This window comes from Glutamicibacter sp. V16R2B1 (assembly GCF_005774635.1).
GTDB classification, from domain to species: domain Bacteria; phylum Actinomycetota; class Actinomycetes; order Actinomycetales; family Micrococcaceae; genus Glutamicibacter; species Glutamicibacter creatinolyticus.
Genome location: NZ_VATX01000008.1, coordinates 1 through 19,907 on the forward strand (window position 1 = coordinate 1; position 19,907 = coordinate 19,907).

Below are 19,907 nucleotides of genomic sequence, written 5' to 3' on the forward strand. Positions count from 1 at the left end.
ACCCTGTCCGCGGACATCTGCGGGCCAGCCACCACGTCGAGCACTACCTGCGGACGCACCGGACGACGATCATCACTCTTGGCCACAAAAACACCCCTTGAACTAATAGGTTAGATATAGCTAGCCTAATTCATTTTTGGGCCCAACGGCATCTAGCTGTTCTTCCCATGGACGTTGTGTACGCGGTCGATGGGTGATTTGCCGCCGATGCCGGTATGGGGTCTGTGATGATTGTACTCATGGAGCCAGGCCGGGTAAGCGGCGGCGCGCTCGGCTTCTGAGCCGTAGTGCCGGGCGTAGGCCCATTCGAACGCGAGAGTGCGGTGGAAGCGCTCGATCTTCCCATTCGTCTGAGGCCGATACGGCCGGGTGAACTTGTGCGCGACGTGCTCGCCGAGTGTGTCGTTGAACAGGCGTGAGCGGTAGCATGAGCCGTTATCGGTCAGCACGCGTGAAACGGTAATGCCGTGGTTGGTGAAGAACGCGTTCGCGCGTTCCCAGAACCCGGCCGCGGTCTCCTTCTTCTCGTTCTCAAGGATCTCCGAATACGCCAACCGGGAGTGGTCATCGATCGCGGAATGCAAGTAGATGTGACCAACACCGGACCGGTTCCTGTTCCCCCGCGCACGGCCGAGGGTGCGGTGGCCTCCGCCGTCGGGGATCCGGCCCAGCTTCTTCACATCCACATGCACCAGATCGCCGGGGTTCTCGTGCTCGTAGCGCACCGGCTTGGGCTTTCGCACCCGGACACCGGTGTTCAGATCGATGTGCCCAAGAAGCGGCACCTGGTACCGGCTCAGCACTTTCGATACCGTCGATTGCGGCAGGCGCAGGTGATACGCGATCCGGTGCGGCCCCCACCGCCGGCTCACGCGCAGAGCAACGATCCGTCGCTCGGTGCGCTGGGACGTGCGGTTCGGTGAGCGGCGCGGCCTGGATGAGCGGTCCTCAAGCCCTGCCGCACCTTCAGCCTTGTACCGGGCCACCCACTTCGACACCGTCCCGCGAGCGACCTGGAAGCGCTCGGCGACACGCGCCTGCGTCCATTTCTCGTTGATGACCAGCAGGACCATTTTCAGTCGGCCCTGCGGTGTCAGCGAAGCGCGGGCATGAGTAATGTAAGACATGAGGACCTTCGTGTGATTCGAGATGAGTGTGGTTACCCATATCGATACCGGAGGTCCTCACCTCTTCTCACACAACGCGCCGTTGCCCACAACCTCCGTGGGAAGAACAACTAGCGCCCAAAGACCGGCCGCCCCTGGAAGGGTGCCAGCCCGGCGCGTTCGGCCTCACTCAGGCGCTGTACCCGCGAGCTGGCGGTGTCAAAGAAGGCCAGCGTGGTGGTGGCCCGCACACACAGGGTGTCCTCCACGGGATCCCGGAATTCATAGCAGATATCGAAGCTGGCCGGCTTCACGCTTGCGATCCACAGGTCCACGTTGACCGGGACGTTGCGGTATTCCAGCGGTCTGGAGTACCGCACGCGGTGTTCGACCACCAGGATCTGGACCCCGGCCGGGACGGCGGAGAAGATATCCACCTTCGGACGCATCCCCGGCGCGCCGGTGCCCCCGGGCACGCCAAAGCCGGCGATGCGCGCCTCCTCCATGAGCCTGATCAGGTTCACGTTGTTCACGTGCCCGTACGCATCCATGTCGCCCCAGCGCATGGGGACCTCGACGCGCAATACGGTTCCGGCTTCCATCGTTTTATCCCTTTCCGTCATCGGCCTGGCTCCCGGACTCCGGCGCGGCTGCGGCGCCACGCTTTTCACCTTCCAGCAGGCCCAGTTGCTGCAGCCGCAGCGCGATGCGCGATCCGTCGGCCTCGTAGACCCAGTCGGTGTCCGGGGTGGACATTTGCAGCTCGTGGGAGCGACCGCCGGCCAGCACCGCCTCGGATGGGGTGAGCTGGCGGATGACAATGGCACGCACGTGCTGCGGATAGCGCCGAGCGAACTCGGCGTAGGTGCTCGGGTCATGCTGCCCGTCGTCACCGATCAACACCCAGCGGATGTTGGGGAACTCGTGGGCCAGGCGGCGCAGCTGGTCCACCTTGTGCTGGACTCCGCTGCGGAACCAGGCACTGGGAGTGGGTCCCCAGTCGGTGAGCAGCATGGGCCCCCGGGGATAGAGGTTGCGGCTCAGGAACCGGTTCAGGGTCTGCGCGACATTCCAGGCGCCGGTGGAAAGATAGATGGTCGGGGTGTTGGGGCGCGATGTGACCAGCCGCTCCATCATGACCGCCATCCCGGGGGTGGGCACCCGGGCATGTTCGGAGAGCACAAAGGAGTTCCAGGCCGCCAGCAACGGCCGGGGCAGCGCGGTGACCACCACGGTGTCGTCCACATCGCAGATCACCCCGGTGCGCTGGTTTTCGTCAATGACCAGCACCTCGGTGCTGGCTCCTTCCCCCTGGGCCACACTGACATCCACCCGGTGCCACCCGGGGGTCAGGTCGACGCTGAGCTTGGCATCAATCACCCCGCCGCGGTCGGCGTGGACCTTGAAGTCCTGGCCGGCCACGTGGACCATGACCTCGGCGTAAGGCAGGATCGGGGAAATGAAGTTTCGAAAGCCGCGAATCCCGTCCTCGATCATCTGGGCCTTGTGTCGCCCGTTTTCGAAGAATCCCGGACGCGCCAGGGCGACCCGGGCGAAGACGCGCACCCAGCCCCCGTCGCCGCTGCTGTATCCATAACCCAGATACGGCATAATGATGGGACGCAGCCCCCGGCCCTGAGCCCGACGGGCGCGCCAGCGGTGAAAGCCGTCTTCCATGCGTGCGGCAATATGGCGCGCGGTGCCGTCAGTTGCAGCATGAGTCATGCAACCAGTCTTTCACGACTGGCCCCGACTGGGGGTGTCGCCAGAAATTTGTGCCCGAATGCACTGGACTTTTTCTACAGGACGTAGAAAACTGAGGGTATGAGATTTGAACACGACAATGACGATCCGGTCCTTAAACTGACCGAGGAACAGTGCTGGGAATTGCTGGCCCATAGCGCCCACGGACGTGTTGCCACCGCCGCGGCGGGCATCATCGACATCGTTCCCGTGAATTTTGCCGTGCACAAGGGCTATATTTTCATCCGCACCGCTCCGGGCAACAAGCTCGCGGCAATGACCGTGAACTCCTCCATCGCCTTCGAGGCCGACGGGGTGCTCTCCGACGAAGCCTGGAGCGTCGTGGTGCACGGCACCGCGGCCGTGCTGGAAAGCGAGGAGGAGATCCGCGAGGCCCGCGAGTCGGGCGTCACCCCGTGGATCCCCACCCTGAAGGACGCCTGGGTCCGGGTCAAGGTCGAGCGGATCTCCGGACGCCACTTCATCCTCGGCGCCCAACCCGAGGTTACCGACGAGGCCTGATTCCCGCTTCACCCGCCCTGCCCCGCGCCGGGCGCCACCACGCCAGGGGACCGGGAATTCTCGCGGTCCCCTGACGTTTCCCATCGGCGGTGCCCGACGCTAGGAGTAGTCGTAGAACCCGGCGCCGCTCTTGCGTCCCAGACGGCCTTCGGCGACCTTCTCGGCTATCAGCGGGTGCGGCTTGTCGGCGGCGTCGCCGGTCTCGGCGTAGGTGGCCTGGGCGATGAAGTCGATGACGTCGATGCCCACCAGGTCCATCAGTTCAAAGGGACCCATCGGATGTCCCAGCGCGGTCTTGGCCGTGGTGTCGATGTCCAGGAAACTGGCGACCCCGTTGGCGGCCAGTTCCAGCGCCTCGCGCTGCAGCGCGCCCATCATGCGGTTGGCGACAAACCCGGGGACCTCCTTCTGCACCAGCACCGGGTCCTTGCCCATGGCGCGCGCCACCTGCATCACGGCCTCCACGGTGGCGTCACTGGTGTGTTCGTTGCGCACCACCTCGACGCACTTCATGACCAGGGCCGGGTTGAAGAAGTGCATGTTGCACACCAAGTCCGGGCGCCCGGAAGCCTGCGCCACATGCGAGGAGGCCAAGGTGGAGGAGTTGGTGGCCAGGATCGCGTGTGCCGGGGTGCTGCGGCCCAGCTGCTCAAAGAGCGCCTTCTTGACCTCCAGCTTCTCCACGGCCGCCTCGATCACCAGATCCGCGTTGCCGGCCGCCGCGTCCAGGTCGGTGCTGCGTTCCAGCCGGGCGAGGGCCGCGTCGGCATCGGCCTGGGTCAGCTTGCCCTTGGCCACCCGGCCCGCGGCCCACTTATCCAGTTCCCGCCCCGCGGCCTTTAGCGCCTCGCCGGAGATGTCGTTCAGGGTGGTGTTGTAGCCGGCCAGGGCCGCGCTCATGGCGATCTGGCGCCCCATGGTTCCCGCCCCGATGACCAGGATCCGCTGTATCTGCATCGTTGTCCTTCCGATTCCCGTGCCCGTGCTAGCCGCGCAGGTAGGTGGTGGTGGTGTGCGTATAGAATTCGCGGGCCGCGGCCCCTTGTTCCTTCGGCCCGTATCCGGAGGCCTTGGCCCCACCGAAGGGTACGTGCGGGTCGGCCCCGGCCGATTCGGAATTCACATGCAGAATACCCACATCAAGCTGCTGTTGCGCGCGAATCGCCGTGGCCAGGTTGGTGGTGAACAGCGCCAGGCTCAGCCCGAACTCACTGTCCTGGGCGGCGGCGAAGGCCTGCTCGGCGCCGGCGACCTGGATGACCGAGAGGATGGGGGCAAAGAATTCCTCACGCCATCCCGCGTTCTCACGCCCCCGCGGCCCCTCGGGCAGCTGCAGGATGATGGGCGGCATGAACCCGGCCTCCTGCGGGGCGGCGCCCCGATAGCGGATGCTGGCGCCCTGCTCCAGGGCACGTTCCAGCCCCTGCTGGGCCGCATCGCGGGCCCGGGCATCCACCAGTGGACCCATGTGCACCGCCGCGTCCAGAGGGTCCCCGGTTACCCAGTCATCGAGCCGGGCGGTGAGCCGGCCCAAGAAGTCCTCGGCGATGTCCGCGTCCAGGATCAGCCGTGAGGTGGCGGTGCATTTTTGGCCAGTGGAGCGAAACGCGCCAAACAGCACCTGCTCCACGGCCAGTTCCAGGTCCGCGTCGGCCAGCACCACCGAGGCGTTCTTGCCGCCCATCTCGGCCTGCACCGGGACCCCGCGCGCCGCGCCGGCGGCGCACAGCTGGCGTCCGACCCCGGTGGAGCCGGTGAAGGACAGTCCGGCCAACCGCGGGTGGTCCATGATGGCATCGCCCAGTCGGCCCGGACCGATGACCAGGTTCAGCACTCCGGCGGGCAGGCCAGCGGCCTGAAGGGCCTCGACCAGCCGCATTGCCAGCAGCGGCACCAGGCTGGCGGGCTTGAACACCACGGTGTTGCCGAAGATCAGCGCCGGGGCGATCTTCCAGGCCGGAATAGCGATCGGGAAGTTGAACGGGGTGATGACCCCCACCACACCCAGCGGCTTGTGGGTCACCAGGATTTGTTCCCCGGCCCGTGGCGACTGGAACACCGTGCCGGCATCGCGTTCGGCCTGCCCGGCATAGTAGTCAAGGATCTGCGCGGCCCGGCGGACTTCACCGATCCCCTCCGCCAGCGTCTTGCCTTCCTCCCTGGACAGCTCGGCGCCCAGCTGTTCGGCGCGCTCACGCAGCCAGGCTGCGGCCCGCTGCAGGTAGCCGGCCCGGGTGGCCATGGGGGTTGCCGCCCAGTCGGCGGACGCCGCGTGCGCCGCGTCCAGGGCCTGCCCGACCTGTGCGGCGGTGGCCGCCGCCCCCTGGGCGAGGGTTCGTTCGGGGATGGCCGCAGCACTGGAGCTGACCTGCTGCCCCTGGCCGGGAACCCACTGGCCATTGAGGAATTGACGCAGCTCGACCACGGTGTTCTGTTCCTTCATATGCCTGACTTTGTAGATGCTGCCCGCTGGAGGAGGCGGTGCTGGTGACGGTTCGTGTTTGGGACGCCGCGCCGGGGCGGCTACTTGCCGGCCCCGACGCAATGCCGGTCCTAGCGGAAGGCCGGCACCCCGGTGAGCTTGTTGCCCAGGATCAGGGTGTGCACCTCATCGGTGCCCTCGTAGGTGCGCACCGATTCCAGGTTGTTGGCGTGGCGCAGCGGCGAGTAGTCCATGGTGATGCCGTTGCCGCCCAGGATGGTGCGCGCCTCCCGGCAGATTTCAATGGCCTCGCGGCAGTTGTTCAGCTTGCCCACCGAGATCTGGTGCAGGTCCAGGGTTCCGGCGTCCTTCATCCGGCCAATGTGCAGGGCCAGCAGGAAGCCCTTGTTGATTTCCAGGGCCATGTCCACCAGCTTCTGCTGGGTCATCTGGTAGCCGGCCAGCGGCTTGTCGAACTGCATGCGGGTCTGCGAGTAGGCCAGGGCATCCTCGAACGCGTCCCGGGCGGCGCCCATGGAGCCCCAGATGATGCCGTAGCGGGCCTCGTTCAGGCAGGAGAACGGCCCCTTGAGCCCGGTGACGTGCGGCAGCACCGCATCGGCGGGCAGGCGCACGTCGCTCAGCTCGATTTCGCACTGGATCGAGGCGCGCATCGACAGCTTCGGCTCGATCGGGGTGGCCGAGTACCCGGGCGTGTCGGTGGGAACCACGAAACCGCGGATCCCCTCATCGGTCTGCGCCCAGATGACGGCGACCTTGGCCACGTTGGCCAGCCCGATCCAGCGCTTGGTTCCGTTCAGCACCCAGTCCTGCCCGTCACGGCGGGCGAAGGTGGTCATGCTGGAGGGATCCGAGCCTGCGGTGGGCTCGGTCAGCCCGAAGCAGCCGATGGCCTCGCCGGCGGCCATCTGCGGCAGCCACTGCTGCTTCTGCTCCTCGGAGCCGTGCTTGTAGATGGCGCTCATGGCCAGGGAGCCCTGCACGGAGACGAAGGTGCGCAGCCCCGAGTCCCCGGCCTCCAGTTCGGCACCGGCCAGCCCGTATTCCACGGCACTGCGCCCGGCGCAGCCGTAGCCTTCCAGGTGCATGCCCAGCAGGCCGAGCTTGGCCATTTCCGGCACGATTTCCAGCGGGAAGACGGCTTTCTCGTACCAGGTGGCGATGTTCGGCTTGATGTTCTCGGCGACGAACTGGCGCACCTGCTGGCGCAGCGCGAGCTCCTCGGAGCTGAGCAGCGCATCGAAGTTGATCAGGTCCGAAGGATCCAGGGCGGTGCCGGTGGTGGTCGTGGTCATGGTGTGCTCCTTGAAACGGAAGAGGGGTTGGGTGGGTAGTGGCCCGGCCGGTGCGGGCGCCGGGCCCGGGTCGGTGGCGCTAGCTGCCGGTGGGGTTCAGCAGCAGCTGCTGGTGCTGGCCGTGGGCCGGGGGCACGCTGTGATACTGGGCGCCGGTGCGGGAGAGCCCGATGGGGCTGGCGATCTGCCGTGTTTCCTGCGCGGTGTGCCGGTCGCGGATCAGGGCGGTGGGTTCCAGCCCGAGGTCGCGGGCGAAGTCTATGGCCTCGGCGATCGAGTTCACCTTGCCCGCCGGGACCCCGGCCCCCATCAACGCTTCGGCCCAGTACGCCGCCGGGCGGGTGACGGTGGCGTTCTCGATTAATTCCTTGAGCTCTTCACGGTGCGCCACCCGGGAGCTGTTCTCGGCAAAGCGCGGGTCCTGCCCCAGTGCCTCGAGTCCCAGTTCGCGCAGCAGGGCCGCGAACTGGCGGTCATTGCCCACGGCGATGGCCACCACCCCGTCGGCGGTGCGGAAGGTTTCGTAGGGTGCGATGCTGGGGTGGGCGTTGCCCATTCGGGCCGGGGACCGCCCGGTGGCCAGCGTGCTGCTGGATTGGTTGGTCAGCCCGGACAGCAGGGAACCCATCAAGGTGATGTTCACCTGCTGGCCCTGCCCGCTGGCGTCCCGCTCGCGCAGTGCCAGCAGGATTCCGGTGGTGGCGTTCTGGGCGGCCAGCACGTCCACCAGCGCGACCCCGACCTTCGAGGGGGTGCCCTGCGGCTCACCGGTGATGCTCATCAGCCCGCCCACGGCCTGCACCAGCAGGTCGAAGCCGGGGAGCGCAGCCCCCTGCTTGTCGCCGAATCCGGAGATGGAGCAGTACACGAGACGGGGGTTGAGTTCGGCGAGGCTGTGGTAGTCCAGGCCGAATTTGGCCAGGACCCCGGGCCGGAAGTTTTCCACCAGCACATCCGCGTCGCGGATCAGCTCCAGCAGGGCCTGCAGTTGGGCCGGATCCGCAAAGTCGGCGACTACTGCCTGCTTATTGCGGTTGACCGCCGAATAGTAGGTGCTGACCCCGGCGTCGGTGACCGGCGGCTTCCAGCTGCGGGTTTCGTCGCCTGCCGGGCTTTCGACCTTGATCACCTCGGCGCCGAAGTCGGCCAGTGTCATGGTGCACAAGGGCCCGGCCAGGATCCGGGAGAGGTCAACGACCTTGATTCCCTGCAGTGGTTGGGTCATCGGCTAGACCACCTTTTCATCAGCCAACATCGTTGTTACATGTTGCATGCAACTCTAGATCAGGTGGTCGTCGGCGACAAGGGGCGGAGCCAAAGTTACTGCGGGTTGGGGCAGTTCTCCGGCAGGAGCATCAGCTGGTCCAGGCGTTCAATGAACTTCTGGGCATCCAGGCCGGGGGTGCGGGCACAGACCGAGCGGATCAGCAGCTGGGCGGTGCGCATGACGTGGTTGCGCATCGCGGTGGCCGCCGCCGCCGGGTCACGCTGGGTGATGGCCTCGATGAGCTCATCCCGGTCCCCCGCCAGCTCCTGGCTGGTGCGGGCCTGGGGGATGGTGGTTTGCCCGTGGGCCAGCACCAGATTGCGCAGCTCGCTGATGATCGCATCCAGCTTGGCGTTTCCTGCCAACCCCAACAGGTAGAGGTGGAACTGCTTGTCGGCTTCCAGGGTGGCCCGCCCGTCCCCCGTTTCGCCGATCTGCAGCATCCGCTGGTGCAGCTCGGTGAGGGTGCGGATATCGGCGTCGCTGGCGTTGAGCACCCCGCGCGCCGCGGCCTGCGGTTCCACGGCCAGGCGCACCTGGAAGACCTCGACGATATCGTCCAGGGAGATCTGATTGACCCGTACCCCGCGGTTCTTGGCCACGGTGACGATGCCTTCCTTCTCCAGCAGCTGCAGGGCCTCGCGAACCGGGGTGCGCGAAACGCCGAGCTTCTCGGCGATGGCGATCGCCGAGTAGTGCTCCTCCGGCTTCATCTCTCCGGAGACGATGGCGGCACGGATCATGGTGGTCACCTGTTCGGTCAACGACACCTTGGGCACGATCGGTTGCATGCTACTCATGGCCAGAAGCTTATCTTGCTTCGCCCGGGCCGGGTCGGCGCATCGGCCGGTTCCATCCCGCGCGCCCGGTTCCCCGGCCCGCGCAACGAGGGTGCAGCGCGTCGGGGCGCTAGGCTGGAGGCGTGGCATCCCAGGCATCAAGGCACCGCGCTCCGCGTCCCGCGACCATCGAGGCAACCGACCCCCGGCAGCCGCCGACGGTCCCGTCGTGCACGCAACGGCAGCAGCTGGCCGAACGGCTGCGCAGTGTTGCCCTGGAAGCCGGGCGCCAGGCGGCCGGGCTGCTGCGGGAGAACTTCCGCACCGGAATCGGGGCCGAGCACAAGACGAACACCCACGACCTGGTCACCGAACTGGACCGGCGCAGCCAACTGCTGCTCACCCGTGAGCTGCTCTCCCGCTGCCCCGACTCCTGGGTGCTGGGCGAGGAAACGGTGGAGGATCTGCCCACCGGCGATCCCTCGGGGCCCATCCAGTGGATCGTGGACCCGCTGGATGGAACCAGCAATTTCGTGCACGGCATCGCATTCTTCTGCGTCTCCATTGCCGCGGCCATCGACGATGAGCTGGTGGCGTCGGTGGTGATCGACCCGGTCACCGGCGATGAGTTCAGCGCCAACCTCCAGGGCGCGTTCCTGAACGGGCAGCCGCTGCGGCCGCGGCCGCGCCCCGGCCAGCAGCACGCCAACCTGATGACCGACTACCCATCGGCCGAGGCGATCGCGGCCGACGGGAGGATTGCCCTGGACCTCTTTGGCCAGTGGGTCCTGGACTTCGCGACCGTGCGGCGCAAGGTTTCCGCGGCGATGGCCCTGGCACACGTGGCGGCCGGCTGGGCCGACGCCACCATCGGCTTTGACACCAAGGCCTGGGACGTGGCTGCCGGGGCCCACCTGGTGCGCATGAGCGGGGGCAGCTACCGGGGCCTGCATCACGGCGGCGAGCCGGGCCCGGACCACCTGGCCCCGGGATTCATCGCCCAGGGTCCGGGCGCCGACTACCCCAGCCTGCGCACCGCCGCCCAGCGCATTGCCGAGCACCGGTCCGCCGCCGCACGCCACGGCCGCTAGCACCCTTGCCCGCCCCCACCTACCCGGTGCAGGGGATGGGGCAGAACCCCAGTTGCCGGTAGAGGTTCCAGGCCGCGGCCGAGGTGCCCTCCCCCACCCGCAGACTCAGCGTGCGGTGCCCGCTGCGGGCGCAGCCCGACAGCGCCCCCAGCACCAGGGCGCGGCCCAGCCCCCGTCCCCGCTCAGCGGGGGCCACGAAGAGGTCGATGATAAAGGGACCGGGAAGTCCGGGATCCCAGATGGATCGCTGGACCACAAAGACGGCACCGACCGCCCGTGCACCGGGTACGGCAGCGCTGGAGCATTCGGGCAGCAACCGCCCGTAGTGGTTGGCGAAGGTCTGCTCCATTTCTCGTGTGGCGTCGTGCAGCGTTGCTGCGGCCACCTCGGGCGGGTACGCGGCCAGGCAGGCGGCCGCCAAGTCCGCGGCGTGACGGGGATGGATCGGCTGGATCCGCGCATCTTCGGTGGCGGGCAGTTCAGGGCCCGCCTGGGTGGGATCGACCTTGAGAAGGTCTGAGGGCACGGCTGCTCCGTTCGTGGGTCTTCCATGGAGCTGCGGGTAGCTCAGGAACGGATCGTGGACCCGGGCCTAGCAGCTGTTCCCGGCCGTGCGGGGCCAGGATCAGCCGGCGCTTCGGCACGGGTGGACCCACTGCCCTGCTGCCGCCAAACACCAAGGGGGTCTGCCCACGGCAGGCCCCCCTTGGTGTTCATTGCTGGTGCCCGGTGCTGCGCGGCACGCCGCGGTGGCTTACGCTTCCAGATGCGTGGGAGCGAACATCTTCAGCAGAGTCTGCACCACCACGACGTTTGGCCCCTCGGCGGCGAAGGACTCGCGCAGCGCCTGCCCGACCTCCTCCACCGGGACCTGGCGGGCCGGTATCCCGAAGGACTCGGCCAGGGCCACGAAGTCGGGGCGCGCCAGCTCGGTGGCGGTGGCCTTGCCGAAGGCCCCTTCCATGTATTCGCGCAGGATGCCGTAGCCGCCGTCATCCACGATCAGCCAGGTGACCGGGACGTTGTGCTGCTTGGCGGTGGCCAGTTCGGCGATCGAGTACATGGCCGATCCGTCACCGGAGACGGCCAGCACCCGCGCCTCGGCGTGGCCCAGCCCCTGGGTTTCCAGCCCGACGGCACCGCCGATGGCCGCGGGGTAGCCAAAGCCCAGTCCCCCGGCCCCCTGCGCCGAATGGAACTGGCCCTGGCGGGCGTCCCAGCAGCTCCAGCCCCAGTAGGCGGCGATGGTCATGTCCCAGTAGGTCTGCATCCGCTCCGGCACGGCCTGGCGGATGTCGGCCATGAACCGGCGTTCCTTGTCCAGGTCCTGCGAATCCAGGCGCCGCTGCACCTTTTCCAGGGTCTGGGCCACCAGCTGCTGCGGGCTCTGGCCGTGCCAGTCCACGCGGGCCTGGTGCCCGGTGCGCCGTAGTTCCTCGGCCAGAAACTCCAGCGCGGCCTTCGCATCGGCGCGCAGCCCCAGGGCCGGGGTGTTGGATTCCAGCACCCGCGGTTCGGCGTCAATCTGGATCATCCGCCCGCGCGGGGTCAGGGTGAAGTAGTTGCTGGTCACCTCGCCCAGCGAGGAGCCGACCACGATCAGCACGTCCGCGTCCTCCAGGACCTCGGTGACGTAGCGGTCCTCCACCCAGGACTGCAGGGAGAGTTCGTGGTCCCACCCGAACGCGCCGTTGCCGCCGGGGGTGCTCAGCACCGGGGCCTGCAGCGTTTCGGCGACCTGCGCCAGCGCCTGCTGCGCGCCGGAGCGGCGCACGCCGCCCCCGGCCACGATCACCGGGCGCCGGGCGTCGGCCAGCCAGCGGGCCGATTCCTCGATCAGCTCGATGCGTGGCGGGTGCTCATAGGCCTCGGCCAGCGCATCACGCACCGGCGGGACCATGACCGGGGCCAGCAGCACGTCCTGCGGCACCTCCACCCAGACCGGGCCCATGGGCACGGTGATCGCCTCGGCCCAGGCGTCCTGGATGGCCGAGGGGATCGAGGAGGCGTGGTGCACGGTGCGCTGGAACTTGGTGACGTTTGCGGCCGAGGCCTTCTGGTCATCAAGCTGGTGCAGCATGCCCTTGCGCCGGGCGCCCAGTCCATCCACCGGGATCTGGCTTGCCACCACCACCATCGGCACGCCGGTGGCGTAGGCTTCCTGCAGCCCGGCCAGGGAGGTTAGCGCCCCGGGGCCGGTGGAGAGGAACAGCACGCCCACTTCCCCGGTGGCCCGGGAATAGCCGTCGGCGGCGAAGGCGGAGTTGTTCTCCACCCGGGAGGAGACGAAATGCAGGTCCGAGCGGGAGAGCGCGTCAAAGAGCCCCAGCGCGTGCTGCCCGGGAATTCCGAACACGGTCCTGGCGCCGAGCGCACTGAGCGTCTCAATGACCAGGTCCCCGCCGTTGCGTTGCGCGGTGTTGGACATGCTAGTTCATTCCCTTGCCGTGGCGCAGGTCGCTGATCAGGCTGATCAGGTCGTAGGTGACGTGGGAGGCGGCCACGCCGGTGATCTCGGCATGGTCGTAGGCCGGGGCCACTTCCACGATGTCCGCGCCGACGATGTTCATCCCGCGCAGCCCGCGCAGGATTTCAAGCAGCTCGCGGCTGGTGATCCCGCCGGCTTCCGGGGTTCCGGTGCCCGGGGCGTGGGCCGGGTCCAGCACGTCGATGTCCACCGAGATGTACAGCGGGCGGTTGCCGATGCGGTCGCGCAGCTTGTCCACGATTTCACGCACCCCCTGGTAGTACACGTCCGAGCTGGTGACGATGCCGAAGCCGAAGCGCTTGTCATCCTCCAGGTCCTTCTTGCCGTACAGCGGGCCGCGGGTGCCGACGTGGCTGATGGCCTCGGTGTCCAGGATGCCCTCTTCCACCGCGCGGCGGAACGGGGTGCCGTGGGTGTATTCGGCACCAAAGTAGGTGTCCCAGGTGTCCAGGTGCGCATCGAAGTGCAGCAGCGCCACCGGTCCGCCGGCACGCTGGGAGGCGGCGCGCAGCAGCGGCAGGGCGATGGTGTGGTCCCCACCGATGGTGACCAGCGAGGCCCCGTCCTCGGTCAGTTCCAGGGCGTTGTGTTCAATGGCTTCAATGGCCTCGTTGATGTTGAACGGGTTCACCGCCATGTCCCCGGCGTCGGCGACCTGGCTCAGCGCGAACGGGGAGATGTCCACGGCCGGGTTGTAGGGGCGGATCAGGCGGGAGGACTCGCGTACGTGGGTGGAGCCGAAGCGGGCACCGGGACGGTAGGAGACCCCGGTGTCGAACGGGACGCCCACGATCTTGATGTCTGCCTTTTCAACCTGGTCCAGGCGCGGCAGCCGGGCGTAGGTTCCGGCACCGGCGTAGCGCGGGATCAGTGCGGCATTGATGGGTCCGAGCTTGCCGTTTTCCTCGATACGGATTTCTTCCACGGCTGGTCCTTTCGACGCTGAAGGGGAAAACCTCTGTTTTCCAATAGGAAACTCTCGTTGTCGAATATGCTATTTTCCCCTGCCCGTCCCGTCAAGGGTGAGGGTCCGTTCCGGACGCCGCGGGCCGGCGGAAGACCGACGCGGTCTGCCGCGTTCCCGGTCTTCGGCCGGCCCCTGAAAATGGCGTGGATGGCGCCTAGGCGAGGTCCAGGACCGCTTGGCGCAGCACCTGCAGCCCATCGCGCAGCAGCTCCTGGCCGATCACCAGCGGCGGCAGCAGCCGCAGCACATTGCCGTAGGTGCCGCAGGTCAGCGTCAGCACCCCGGCCGCGTGGCAGGCCTGGGACACCGCCGCTGCCAGTTCCGGGCGCGGGGCCAGGGTGTCGCGGTCCGCGAACTCAACGGCCAGCATCGCCCCGCGCCCCCGCACCTGGGCCACGCTGCCGGTGGAGTCCACCAGCGGTTCCAGCATCTGGCGGGTGAGTTCCTCGATCCGCTGGGCGTTGCGCAGCACGCTGCCGTCCTCGAACTGCTCGAAGACCGCCAGCGCCGCCTCACAGGCCAGCGGGTTCCCGGCGTAGGTGCCGCCCAGGCCTCCGGCGTGTGGCGCGTTCATCAGCTCCGCCCGCCCGGTCACCGCGGAGAGCGGCACGCCGTTGGCCAGCGCCTTGGCGGTGAGCACCAGGTCCCCGACCACGTCCTCGTGTTCGGCGGCGAACAGCTTGCCGGTGCGTCCGATCCCGGTCTGGATCTCATCAAGCACCAGCACGATCCCGTACTTGTCCGCCAGGGCCCGCAGCCCGGGCAGGAAACCGGGCATCGGGACGATGAACCCGCCCTCGCCCTGGATCGGCTCAATCACCATGGCCGCAAAGCTCCGTGCCCCGTGCTCCACAATTTGCTGCTCCACCAGGGCCAGCAGCTCGTGGACGTCGCGGCCCTGCGAACGCAGCGGGTTCGCGGAGGCGGCGCGCACGATGTGCTCGGGCAGGGGCCCGAAGTTCAGCTTGTAGGGGTTGACCTTCGACGTCATCCCCATGGTCAGCAGTGAGCGTCCGTGGTAGGCCTCGTCGAAGACCAGGATGTTCGGCCGTCCGGTGGCCGCGCGGGCGATCTTCACCGCGTTCTCCACGGCCTCCGCGCCGGTGGAGAACAATGCGGTGCGCTTGGCGAAGTCGCCCGGGGTGTTGCGGTTCAGCCACGCGCAGACGCGGGTGAAGGACTCGTACTCGCTGACCATGAAGCAGGTGTGGGTGAACTTCTCCAGCTGCTGCGCCACCCGCTGGGCAACGCGCTGGTTGGCCGCGCCCAGGGAGGTCACCGCGATCCCGGAGGCAAGGTCGATCAGGCGGTTGCCGTCCACGTCCTCGATGATCCCGCCGTCGGCGCGCTGCACGAACACCGGCAGGGTAATCCCAAAGCCGTCACTGACCTCGGCCAGCCGCTGGGCATGCAGTTCCCGGGAACGCGGGCCGGGGATCTGGGTGGCCAGGTGGCGGCTTTGGGGCAGGCGGTGGGCGCCGTCGGCGGCAGGGTTCGAAGCGAGCGGGGACAGCACGGCGGAAGGCAGGGTTTCAGTCATGGGAACCACGCTATGATCCGGCGGTGACACGCGTCACTGGCCGTTCCATCCAATTCGACGGTTCGTACAGGATAATTTGCACCGTGATCACGCTTTTGCAATTGGGCACCGAGTTGGGGCGCAGCTTCTACCCGGCCAGCGGCACCACGTTTCGGGCCAACCCGGTCACCGGGGTCCACATTTCGGAGCTGGCCGACCCCACCCCCTACCTGGAGGGCGGGGAGCTGCTGCTGACCACGGGCATGTCCTTCGCCGACACCGCCGAGGCCAGCACCGAGTACCTGGGGCGGCTGGCCGCGCATGGAATCACCAGCCTGGGCCTGGGGCTGGGGCCGTGGCTGGACGAGGTTCCCTCCTGGGTGGCGGCCGGCTGCCAGCGGCTGGGCATCCAGCTTGGGGTGGTGCCCGATGAGGTCCCCTTCCAGCAGGTTTCCCGCGCCTACTGGCGGCTGAGCGCGCGCAGCGACGCCAGCAACCTGATGGAGAGCCTGGGCACCCAGACGGCCCTGGCCCGGGCGGCGAACCGGGCGGATGCGGACAGCTCGGTCATCCGCGAACTGGCCCGGGCACTGGGCGGGTGGGCCGCCTACCTGCGGGTGGATGACGGCCCGGAAGCCCACTGGCCGGCCGCGGCCGCCGTCCACCTGGCGCAGCTGCGCCAGGAGTGTCGGCGCTTTGCCCGCGTGGACATGCCCTCGGCGGCGACCTTTGAGATCGCCGGCGAAGCGGTGGTGGTCTACCCGATCCTCAGCGGTCCCCGGCTGACGGGCTACCTGGCGGTGTGCGCGGACCGGCCCGTCACCCGTGCCGAACGCCAGGTCATGATGACGGTGGCCACGCTGCTGAGCATGCGGGCCCGCCAGCGCGCCACCGAACAGGAGGCACGCCGGGAACTGGGGGCCGCGGTCACCCGGCTGCTGTTGCACGGCGAGCACCACGCCGCGGTGCTGGTCGGTGAGCAGCTCGGCCTGGACCGGCAGCTGCAGGCGCCGGTGCGCCTGCTGGCCGCCACCCTGCCCCAGACCGAGGCCCACGATGCGTTGCGCCAGCTGGAGCAGCTGACCCCCGACCTCCGGCTGGCCTGGCGGCTGCCCGCCCTGTCCACCCACCGGCTGGCGTTGCGTGAGGCCGGCACCTGGTACCTGGTGCTGTCCGAGTCGAGCGCCGGGGAGCCGGCGGCCCGCCCGGCGCCCGCACCTGGCGAACCGGCACCGCCGCGGCACGCGTGCGCGGTGCTCAGCGAACCGGTGGGACTGGCCGAGATCCCCGGCATCCTGCCCGGGATGCGCCTGGCCCTGTCCCAGGCCCCGCCCGGGATGATCACCGGGGCCGGCGGGGAGACCGAGGCGACCGCGGCTGGCTGGGTGCGCACGCTGCGCGAATATCAGCGCAGCGACCTGCTGCCCGCGGTGCGCGCGTACCTGGCCAGCCGCGGCACCTGGGAGGAGGCGGCCCGGCAGCTGGGGATCCACCGCAATTCGCTGCGCCTGCGGATCGCCACGGCCGGCAAGCTGCTGCAGCAGAACCTGGATGACCCGGATGTCGCCGCCCGCCTGTGGCTGGCCATTCGACGCGAAGAACCCTAGCCCCAAGCCCCCGGACGGCATCGGCCTGCCCGGGGCTTAACGGCGCATGGACCGGCTGCGGCCAACCCCTGGGGTTGCGCCGCAGCCGGTCCATGCTGCCTGGTTCGGCGGGCTAGCGCCCGTCGCGCTGGGCGGCGCGCTGGCGGTTGGGGCGGGCGGCCCGGGCGGCCACCGCATCCGGGCCGCTGGCCCCCAGCTTGGCCTGCTGGCGGATGCTCATCAGCTGCATCAGCTCCATTTCGGCGTTCTCGCCGGGGGTGATGCCGCGCGGGATGCGCAGGATGAAGATCATGCCCAGCAGCCACCAGCTGCCAAAGAGCACCCAGGGCTGCCAGCCGATCGCCGCCGGCATGCCCGGCAGGTACAGGCTGATCAGCCAGGCGCACAACAGCACCGATAGCACGCCGATCAGCTGACCAAAGTTTCCGCGTCCACCCACCCGCAGCGGACGGTTCATCTGCGGTTCGCGCCGGCGCAGGATCACAAAGGCCACCCCCACCAGCAGGTAGGCCACCACGATGGACGGGGAGCCGGAGTCCACCAGCCAGCCGAGCATCGCCGAGCCGAAGAACGGGGCCAGCACGGACAGCCCGCCAATGAACAGCAGCGCATGGGACGGGGTGCGGTACTTCGGGTGCAGGTAGGCGAACCAGCGCGGCAGCATGCCCGAGTGCGCCATGGCGAACAGCAGGCGCGAGGCCCCCATCAGCAGGGAGTTCCAGGAGGTGAGGATTCCGGCGATGCCGCCGGCGATCAGCACCTTGGCCATGGTGTCGGAATTGAACAGGGCACCCATGGCGTCGGCGGTGGCCAGATCGGAGCCGGCCAGCGCGGAGGCGTTCATTCCCGACGAGGTGGCCATGATGACCATGACGTACCAGGCGGTGGCGATCATGACGGAGATGATCACATAGCGCCCAATCTTGCGCGGGGCGATATTGCATTCCTCCGCGGACTGCGGGATGACATCGAAGCCGACGAACATGAACGGGACAATGATCATCACCCCGAAGAACCCTGCGGTGCCGTTGAGGAAGAAGGGCTCCATGTTGGATGCCTGGCCGCCGGCGAAGGCCCCGGTGAGCAGCATGGCTCCAATGAGGAAGAGGAAAAGCACCACGAAGGTCTGCACGATCCCCGCCGTCTTGATGCCGCGGATGTTGATCCAGGTGATCACCACCGCCCCGGCCACCCCCACCAGCGCCCAGAACAGGAACACCTCCGAACCGGCAATGTCCCAGAGTTTGACCTGGTTGATCTGCGGGAAGATGTAGGCCACGGATTTGGGCAGGGCCACTGCCTCGAAGGCGACGATGGTGATGTAGCCGCCCACAATCCCCCAGGAACCGGCGAAGGACCAGCGCGCGCCCAGGGCGCGCAGCAGGTAGTTGTGTTCCCCGCCGGCCTTGGGCATGGCGGCCACCAGTTCGGCGTAGGTCAGCCCGACGATGGCCATGATGCCACCGCCGACCGCCATGGCCAGGGCCGCGCCGAGCGGACCGGCACTGGTGATCCAGTCACCGGTAAGCACCACCCAGCCGAAACCGATCATGGCGCCCACGCCGATGGCCAGGATGTCCCATTTGCCCAGGACCTTTTTCAGTCCGGCCCCGGATTGCGCCGGCGCCCCACCCGATGTCGTCATAGCGATTCCCTCCCGCATTCAATGATGCAGATCACATTAGGGAACCGATGGGGCACAGGCTAGGGATAGTTCATCCAGGGCGTGGGTCATAGTGCCCAGGTCGGGCCGCCGCAGCACGCGGCGTTCCTGGGTGCCGCAACCCTCCCCGCCGGGCCGCGAGAATCCAATGCGGCCCCGCCAGAAGACTCCGGCACTTGACGGTGCGCTGGACGCGGACGCGCCAATTCCATTATCGGGGGCGGGGAACGGCGGGTTAGCTCCGCTGCCGTGAATGGGCGACCAGGTGGCGGTCGACCTGCCGGATGGCCACCGTGAAGCCCAGCGAAAGCAGCACCGACTTCAGCCACAGCTCAGTGGGCTCATCGGCCAGGTAGATGGTGTGCACCGGACCGGCCAGGATGATGATCACCAGCATCCACAGCAGGTAGCCCAGGCTGGTGCGGCTTTGCATCAGCTCGGCGTGACGCTGGCGGCGGCGGATGGTCAGGATCCCCACCACGAAGATCATCAGCGCCAGCACTCCGGCACCGACGATGAAGAAGTAGCGCTGGGTGCGAATCAGGGTCAGGGTGACGCCCATGATGATGCCCAGGACCGCGGAGAACCACCAGGGGATGACCGGCACGGAGCCCTCGGCTGCCGTTGGCTGCGTTGCGTTCACCGCACTCCCGTCCGTCTTCCTGCCTGGCCCGGCGGTTTTCCCGCCTTGTCTAGGATAGCCCGGCGCGGCGCTCTTCCCCGGCAGCGACTACAGCACCAGGGTCCAGGTCACCACCGCCGGCTCGGGGCTGGGATTGATCCAGCTGTGCGGCTCCCTCCCGGGAAAGGTCACGGTGTCCCCGGCCTGTAGCTCCATGCGCTCCTCGCTCAGGATCAGCGTGAAGTGCCCGGAGTGCACGTGCAGCACCTCAACCTGGCAGTCCATGGAATACAGCTCGGCTTCCCCGGCACCGTGCGGCGCGATCTCGGCGCGGATCACCTGCACCCGGCGTTCGGTGCGCGGGGTGAGCAGCTGTTCAATGATCCCCTCCCCGCCCAGGGAGATGCGCGGGGCGGCCTCCAATTTGACCAGCTTCGTCTCGGGGACCGTGAACAGCTCCCCTACTTCGATGGACAGCACCTCACACAGGGTCAGCAAGGTGGCGACCGAGGGGCTGGTCAGATCACGCTCCACGCGGGAGAGGAAGCCCTTGGTCAGCCCCGCCATTTCCGCGACCTGGTCAATGGTCAGGCGCTGGCCCTGCCGGGCCACGCGCAGTCGGCTGCCAATCTTGATCGATGAGCCGGTGGGCTCGACGGGCAACGCCTTCATTTTTCCTCCGCGCATCTGAGTTCCTGCCTCCACTGTAGTGGGCGACCTCATATTTCCCGCACGCGGCGACGGTGGATCCGCGACGTTCTGTGACTCACCTCGCGTTTACCGATAGACATCTTT

18 protein-coding genes are annotated in these 19,907 nt (G+C 68.0%); 3 read left to right on the plus strand and 15 right to left on the minus strand.

Going from position 1 to position 19,907, the window contains the following annotated elements; all coding sequences use genetic code 11:
* Positions 1–152 precede the first annotated feature (152 nt).
* The 3 genes from FDN03_RS05165 to FDN03_RS05175 form a co-directional block, all read right to left on the minus strand.
* The gene (locus FDN03_RS05165; protein WP_138174902.1) at positions 153–1,118 is read right to left on the minus strand and encodes an IS481 family transposase; all 966 of its coding nucleotides are present in this window, start codon (positions 1,116–1,118) and stop codon (positions 153–155) included.
* Between the two features lie 119 nt (positions 1,119–1,237).
* Positions 1,238–1,708: a thioesterase family protein gene (locus tag FDN03_RS05170; protein WP_138174768.1), complete on the minus strand. Its 471-nt coding sequence runs from the start codon at positions 1,706–1,708 to the stop codon at positions 1,238–1,240.
* Positions 1,709–1,712: 4 nt separating this feature from the next.
* Entirely contained in the window at positions 1,713–2,831 is a 1,119-nt protein-coding gene (locus FDN03_RS05175) for a phosphatase domain-containing protein (protein ID WP_138174770.1), read from the minus strand.
* Between the two features lie 99 nt (positions 2,832–2,930).
* Here FDN03_RS05175 and FDN03_RS05180 point away from each other — a divergent pair, with 99 nt between their 5' ends.
* Complete coding sequence (locus tag FDN03_RS05180) at positions 2,931–3,371, plus strand: pyridoxamine 5'-phosphate oxidase family protein (RefSeq protein WP_054820856.1); 441 nt, start codon at positions 2,931–2,933, stop codon at positions 3,369–3,371.
* A gap of 99 nt (positions 3,372–3,470) precedes the next feature.
* Here the strand turns inward: FDN03_RS05180 and FDN03_RS05185 are convergent, their stop codons facing one another.
* From FDN03_RS05185 to FDN03_RS05205, 5 genes are all read right to left on the minus strand, one after another.
* The gene (locus tag FDN03_RS05185; protein WP_138174772.1) at positions 3,471–4,328 is read right to left on the minus strand and encodes a 3-hydroxyacyl-CoA dehydrogenase family protein; all 858 of its coding nucleotides are present in this window, start codon (positions 4,326–4,328) and stop codon (positions 3,471–3,473) included.
* 28 nt (positions 4,329–4,356) lie between these two features.
* On the minus strand, positions 4,357–5,814 hold the full coding sequence (locus FDN03_RS05190) for an aldehyde dehydrogenase family protein (protein WP_138174774.1): 1,458 nt from the start codon (positions 5,812–5,814) through the stop codon (positions 4,357–4,359).
* A gap of 110 nt (positions 5,815–5,924) precedes the next feature.
* Positions 5,925–7,109, minus strand: a complete 1,185-nt coding sequence (locus tag FDN03_RS05195) for an acyl-CoA dehydrogenase family protein (protein WP_138174776.1) — start codon at positions 7,107–7,109, stop codon at positions 5,925–5,927.
* A 79-nt stretch (positions 7,110–7,188) separates the two neighbouring features.
* Positions 7,189–8,334 (minus strand): CoA transferase, encoded by a 1,146-nt coding sequence (locus FDN03_RS05200; protein ID WP_138174778.1) that lies wholly within the window; start codon positions 8,332–8,334, stop codon positions 7,189–7,191.
* A gap of 95 nt (positions 8,335–8,429) precedes the next feature.
* A complete protein-coding gene (locus FDN03_RS05205) occupies positions 8,430–9,176 on the minus strand; it encodes a GntR family transcriptional regulator (RefSeq protein ID WP_171021134.1) in 747 nt (248 codons plus the stop codon).
* A 122-nt stretch (positions 9,177–9,298) separates the two neighbouring features.
* Between FDN03_RS05205 and FDN03_RS05210 the strand changes: the two genes are divergently transcribed.
* Positions 9,299–10,246, plus strand: coding sequence for an inositol monophosphatase family protein (locus FDN03_RS05210; protein WP_249354304.1), 948 nt, complete (start codon positions 9,299–9,301; stop codon positions 10,244–10,246).
* A gap of 19 nt (positions 10,247–10,265) precedes the next feature.
* Here FDN03_RS05210 and FDN03_RS05215 read toward each other — a convergent pair whose 3' ends face one another.
* The 4 genes from FDN03_RS05215 to FDN03_RS05230 form a co-directional block, all read right to left on the minus strand.
* Positions 10,266–10,772 (minus strand): GNAT family N-acetyltransferase, encoded by a 507-nt coding sequence (locus FDN03_RS05215; protein ID WP_138174782.1) that lies wholly within the window; start codon positions 10,770–10,772, stop codon positions 10,266–10,268.
* A gap of 228 nt (positions 10,773–11,000) precedes the next feature.
* Positions 11,001–12,674, minus strand: a complete 1,674-nt coding sequence (locus tag FDN03_RS05220; RefSeq protein ID WP_138174784.1) for a thiamine pyrophosphate-binding protein — start codon at positions 12,672–12,674, stop codon at positions 11,001–11,003.
* Position 12,675: 1 nt separating this feature from the next.
* A complete protein-coding gene (gene speB / locus FDN03_RS05225; RefSeq protein WP_138174786.1) occupies positions 12,676–13,659 on the minus strand; it encodes an agmatinase in 984 nt (327 codons plus the stop codon).
* A gap of 196 nt (positions 13,660–13,855) precedes the next feature.
* Entirely contained in the window at positions 13,856–15,241 is a 1,386-nt protein-coding gene (locus tag FDN03_RS05230) for an aminotransferase class III-fold pyridoxal phosphate-dependent enzyme (protein WP_138174788.1), read from the minus strand.
* An 83-nt stretch (positions 15,242–15,324) separates the two neighbouring features.
* On the opposite strand from FDN03_RS05230, the gene FDN03_RS05235 reads away from it, so the two are divergent.
* Positions 15,325–16,827, plus strand: coding sequence for a PucR family transcriptional regulator (locus FDN03_RS05235; RefSeq protein ID WP_138174790.1), 1,503 nt, complete (start codon positions 15,325–15,327; stop codon positions 16,825–16,827).
* A 112-nt stretch (positions 16,828–16,939) separates the two neighbouring features.
* Here the strand turns inward: FDN03_RS05235 and FDN03_RS05240 are convergent, their stop codons facing one another.
* The 3 genes from FDN03_RS05240 to FDN03_RS05250 form a co-directional block, all read right to left on the minus strand.
* A complete protein-coding gene (locus FDN03_RS05240; RefSeq protein WP_138174792.1) occupies positions 16,940–18,472 on the minus strand; it encodes an amino acid permease in 1,533 nt (510 codons plus the stop codon).
* Positions 18,473–18,725: 253 nt separating this feature from the next.
* A complete protein-coding gene (locus FDN03_RS05245) occupies positions 18,726–19,133 on the minus strand; it encodes a hypothetical protein (RefSeq protein ID WP_138174794.1) in 408 nt (135 codons plus the stop codon).
* An 87-nt stretch (positions 19,134–19,220) separates the two neighbouring features.
* Positions 19,221–19,784 (minus strand): cupin domain-containing protein, encoded by a 564-nt coding sequence (locus FDN03_RS05250; protein ID WP_138174796.1) that lies wholly within the window; start codon positions 19,782–19,784, stop codon positions 19,221–19,223.
* Positions 19,785–19,907: the final 123 nt, after the last annotated feature.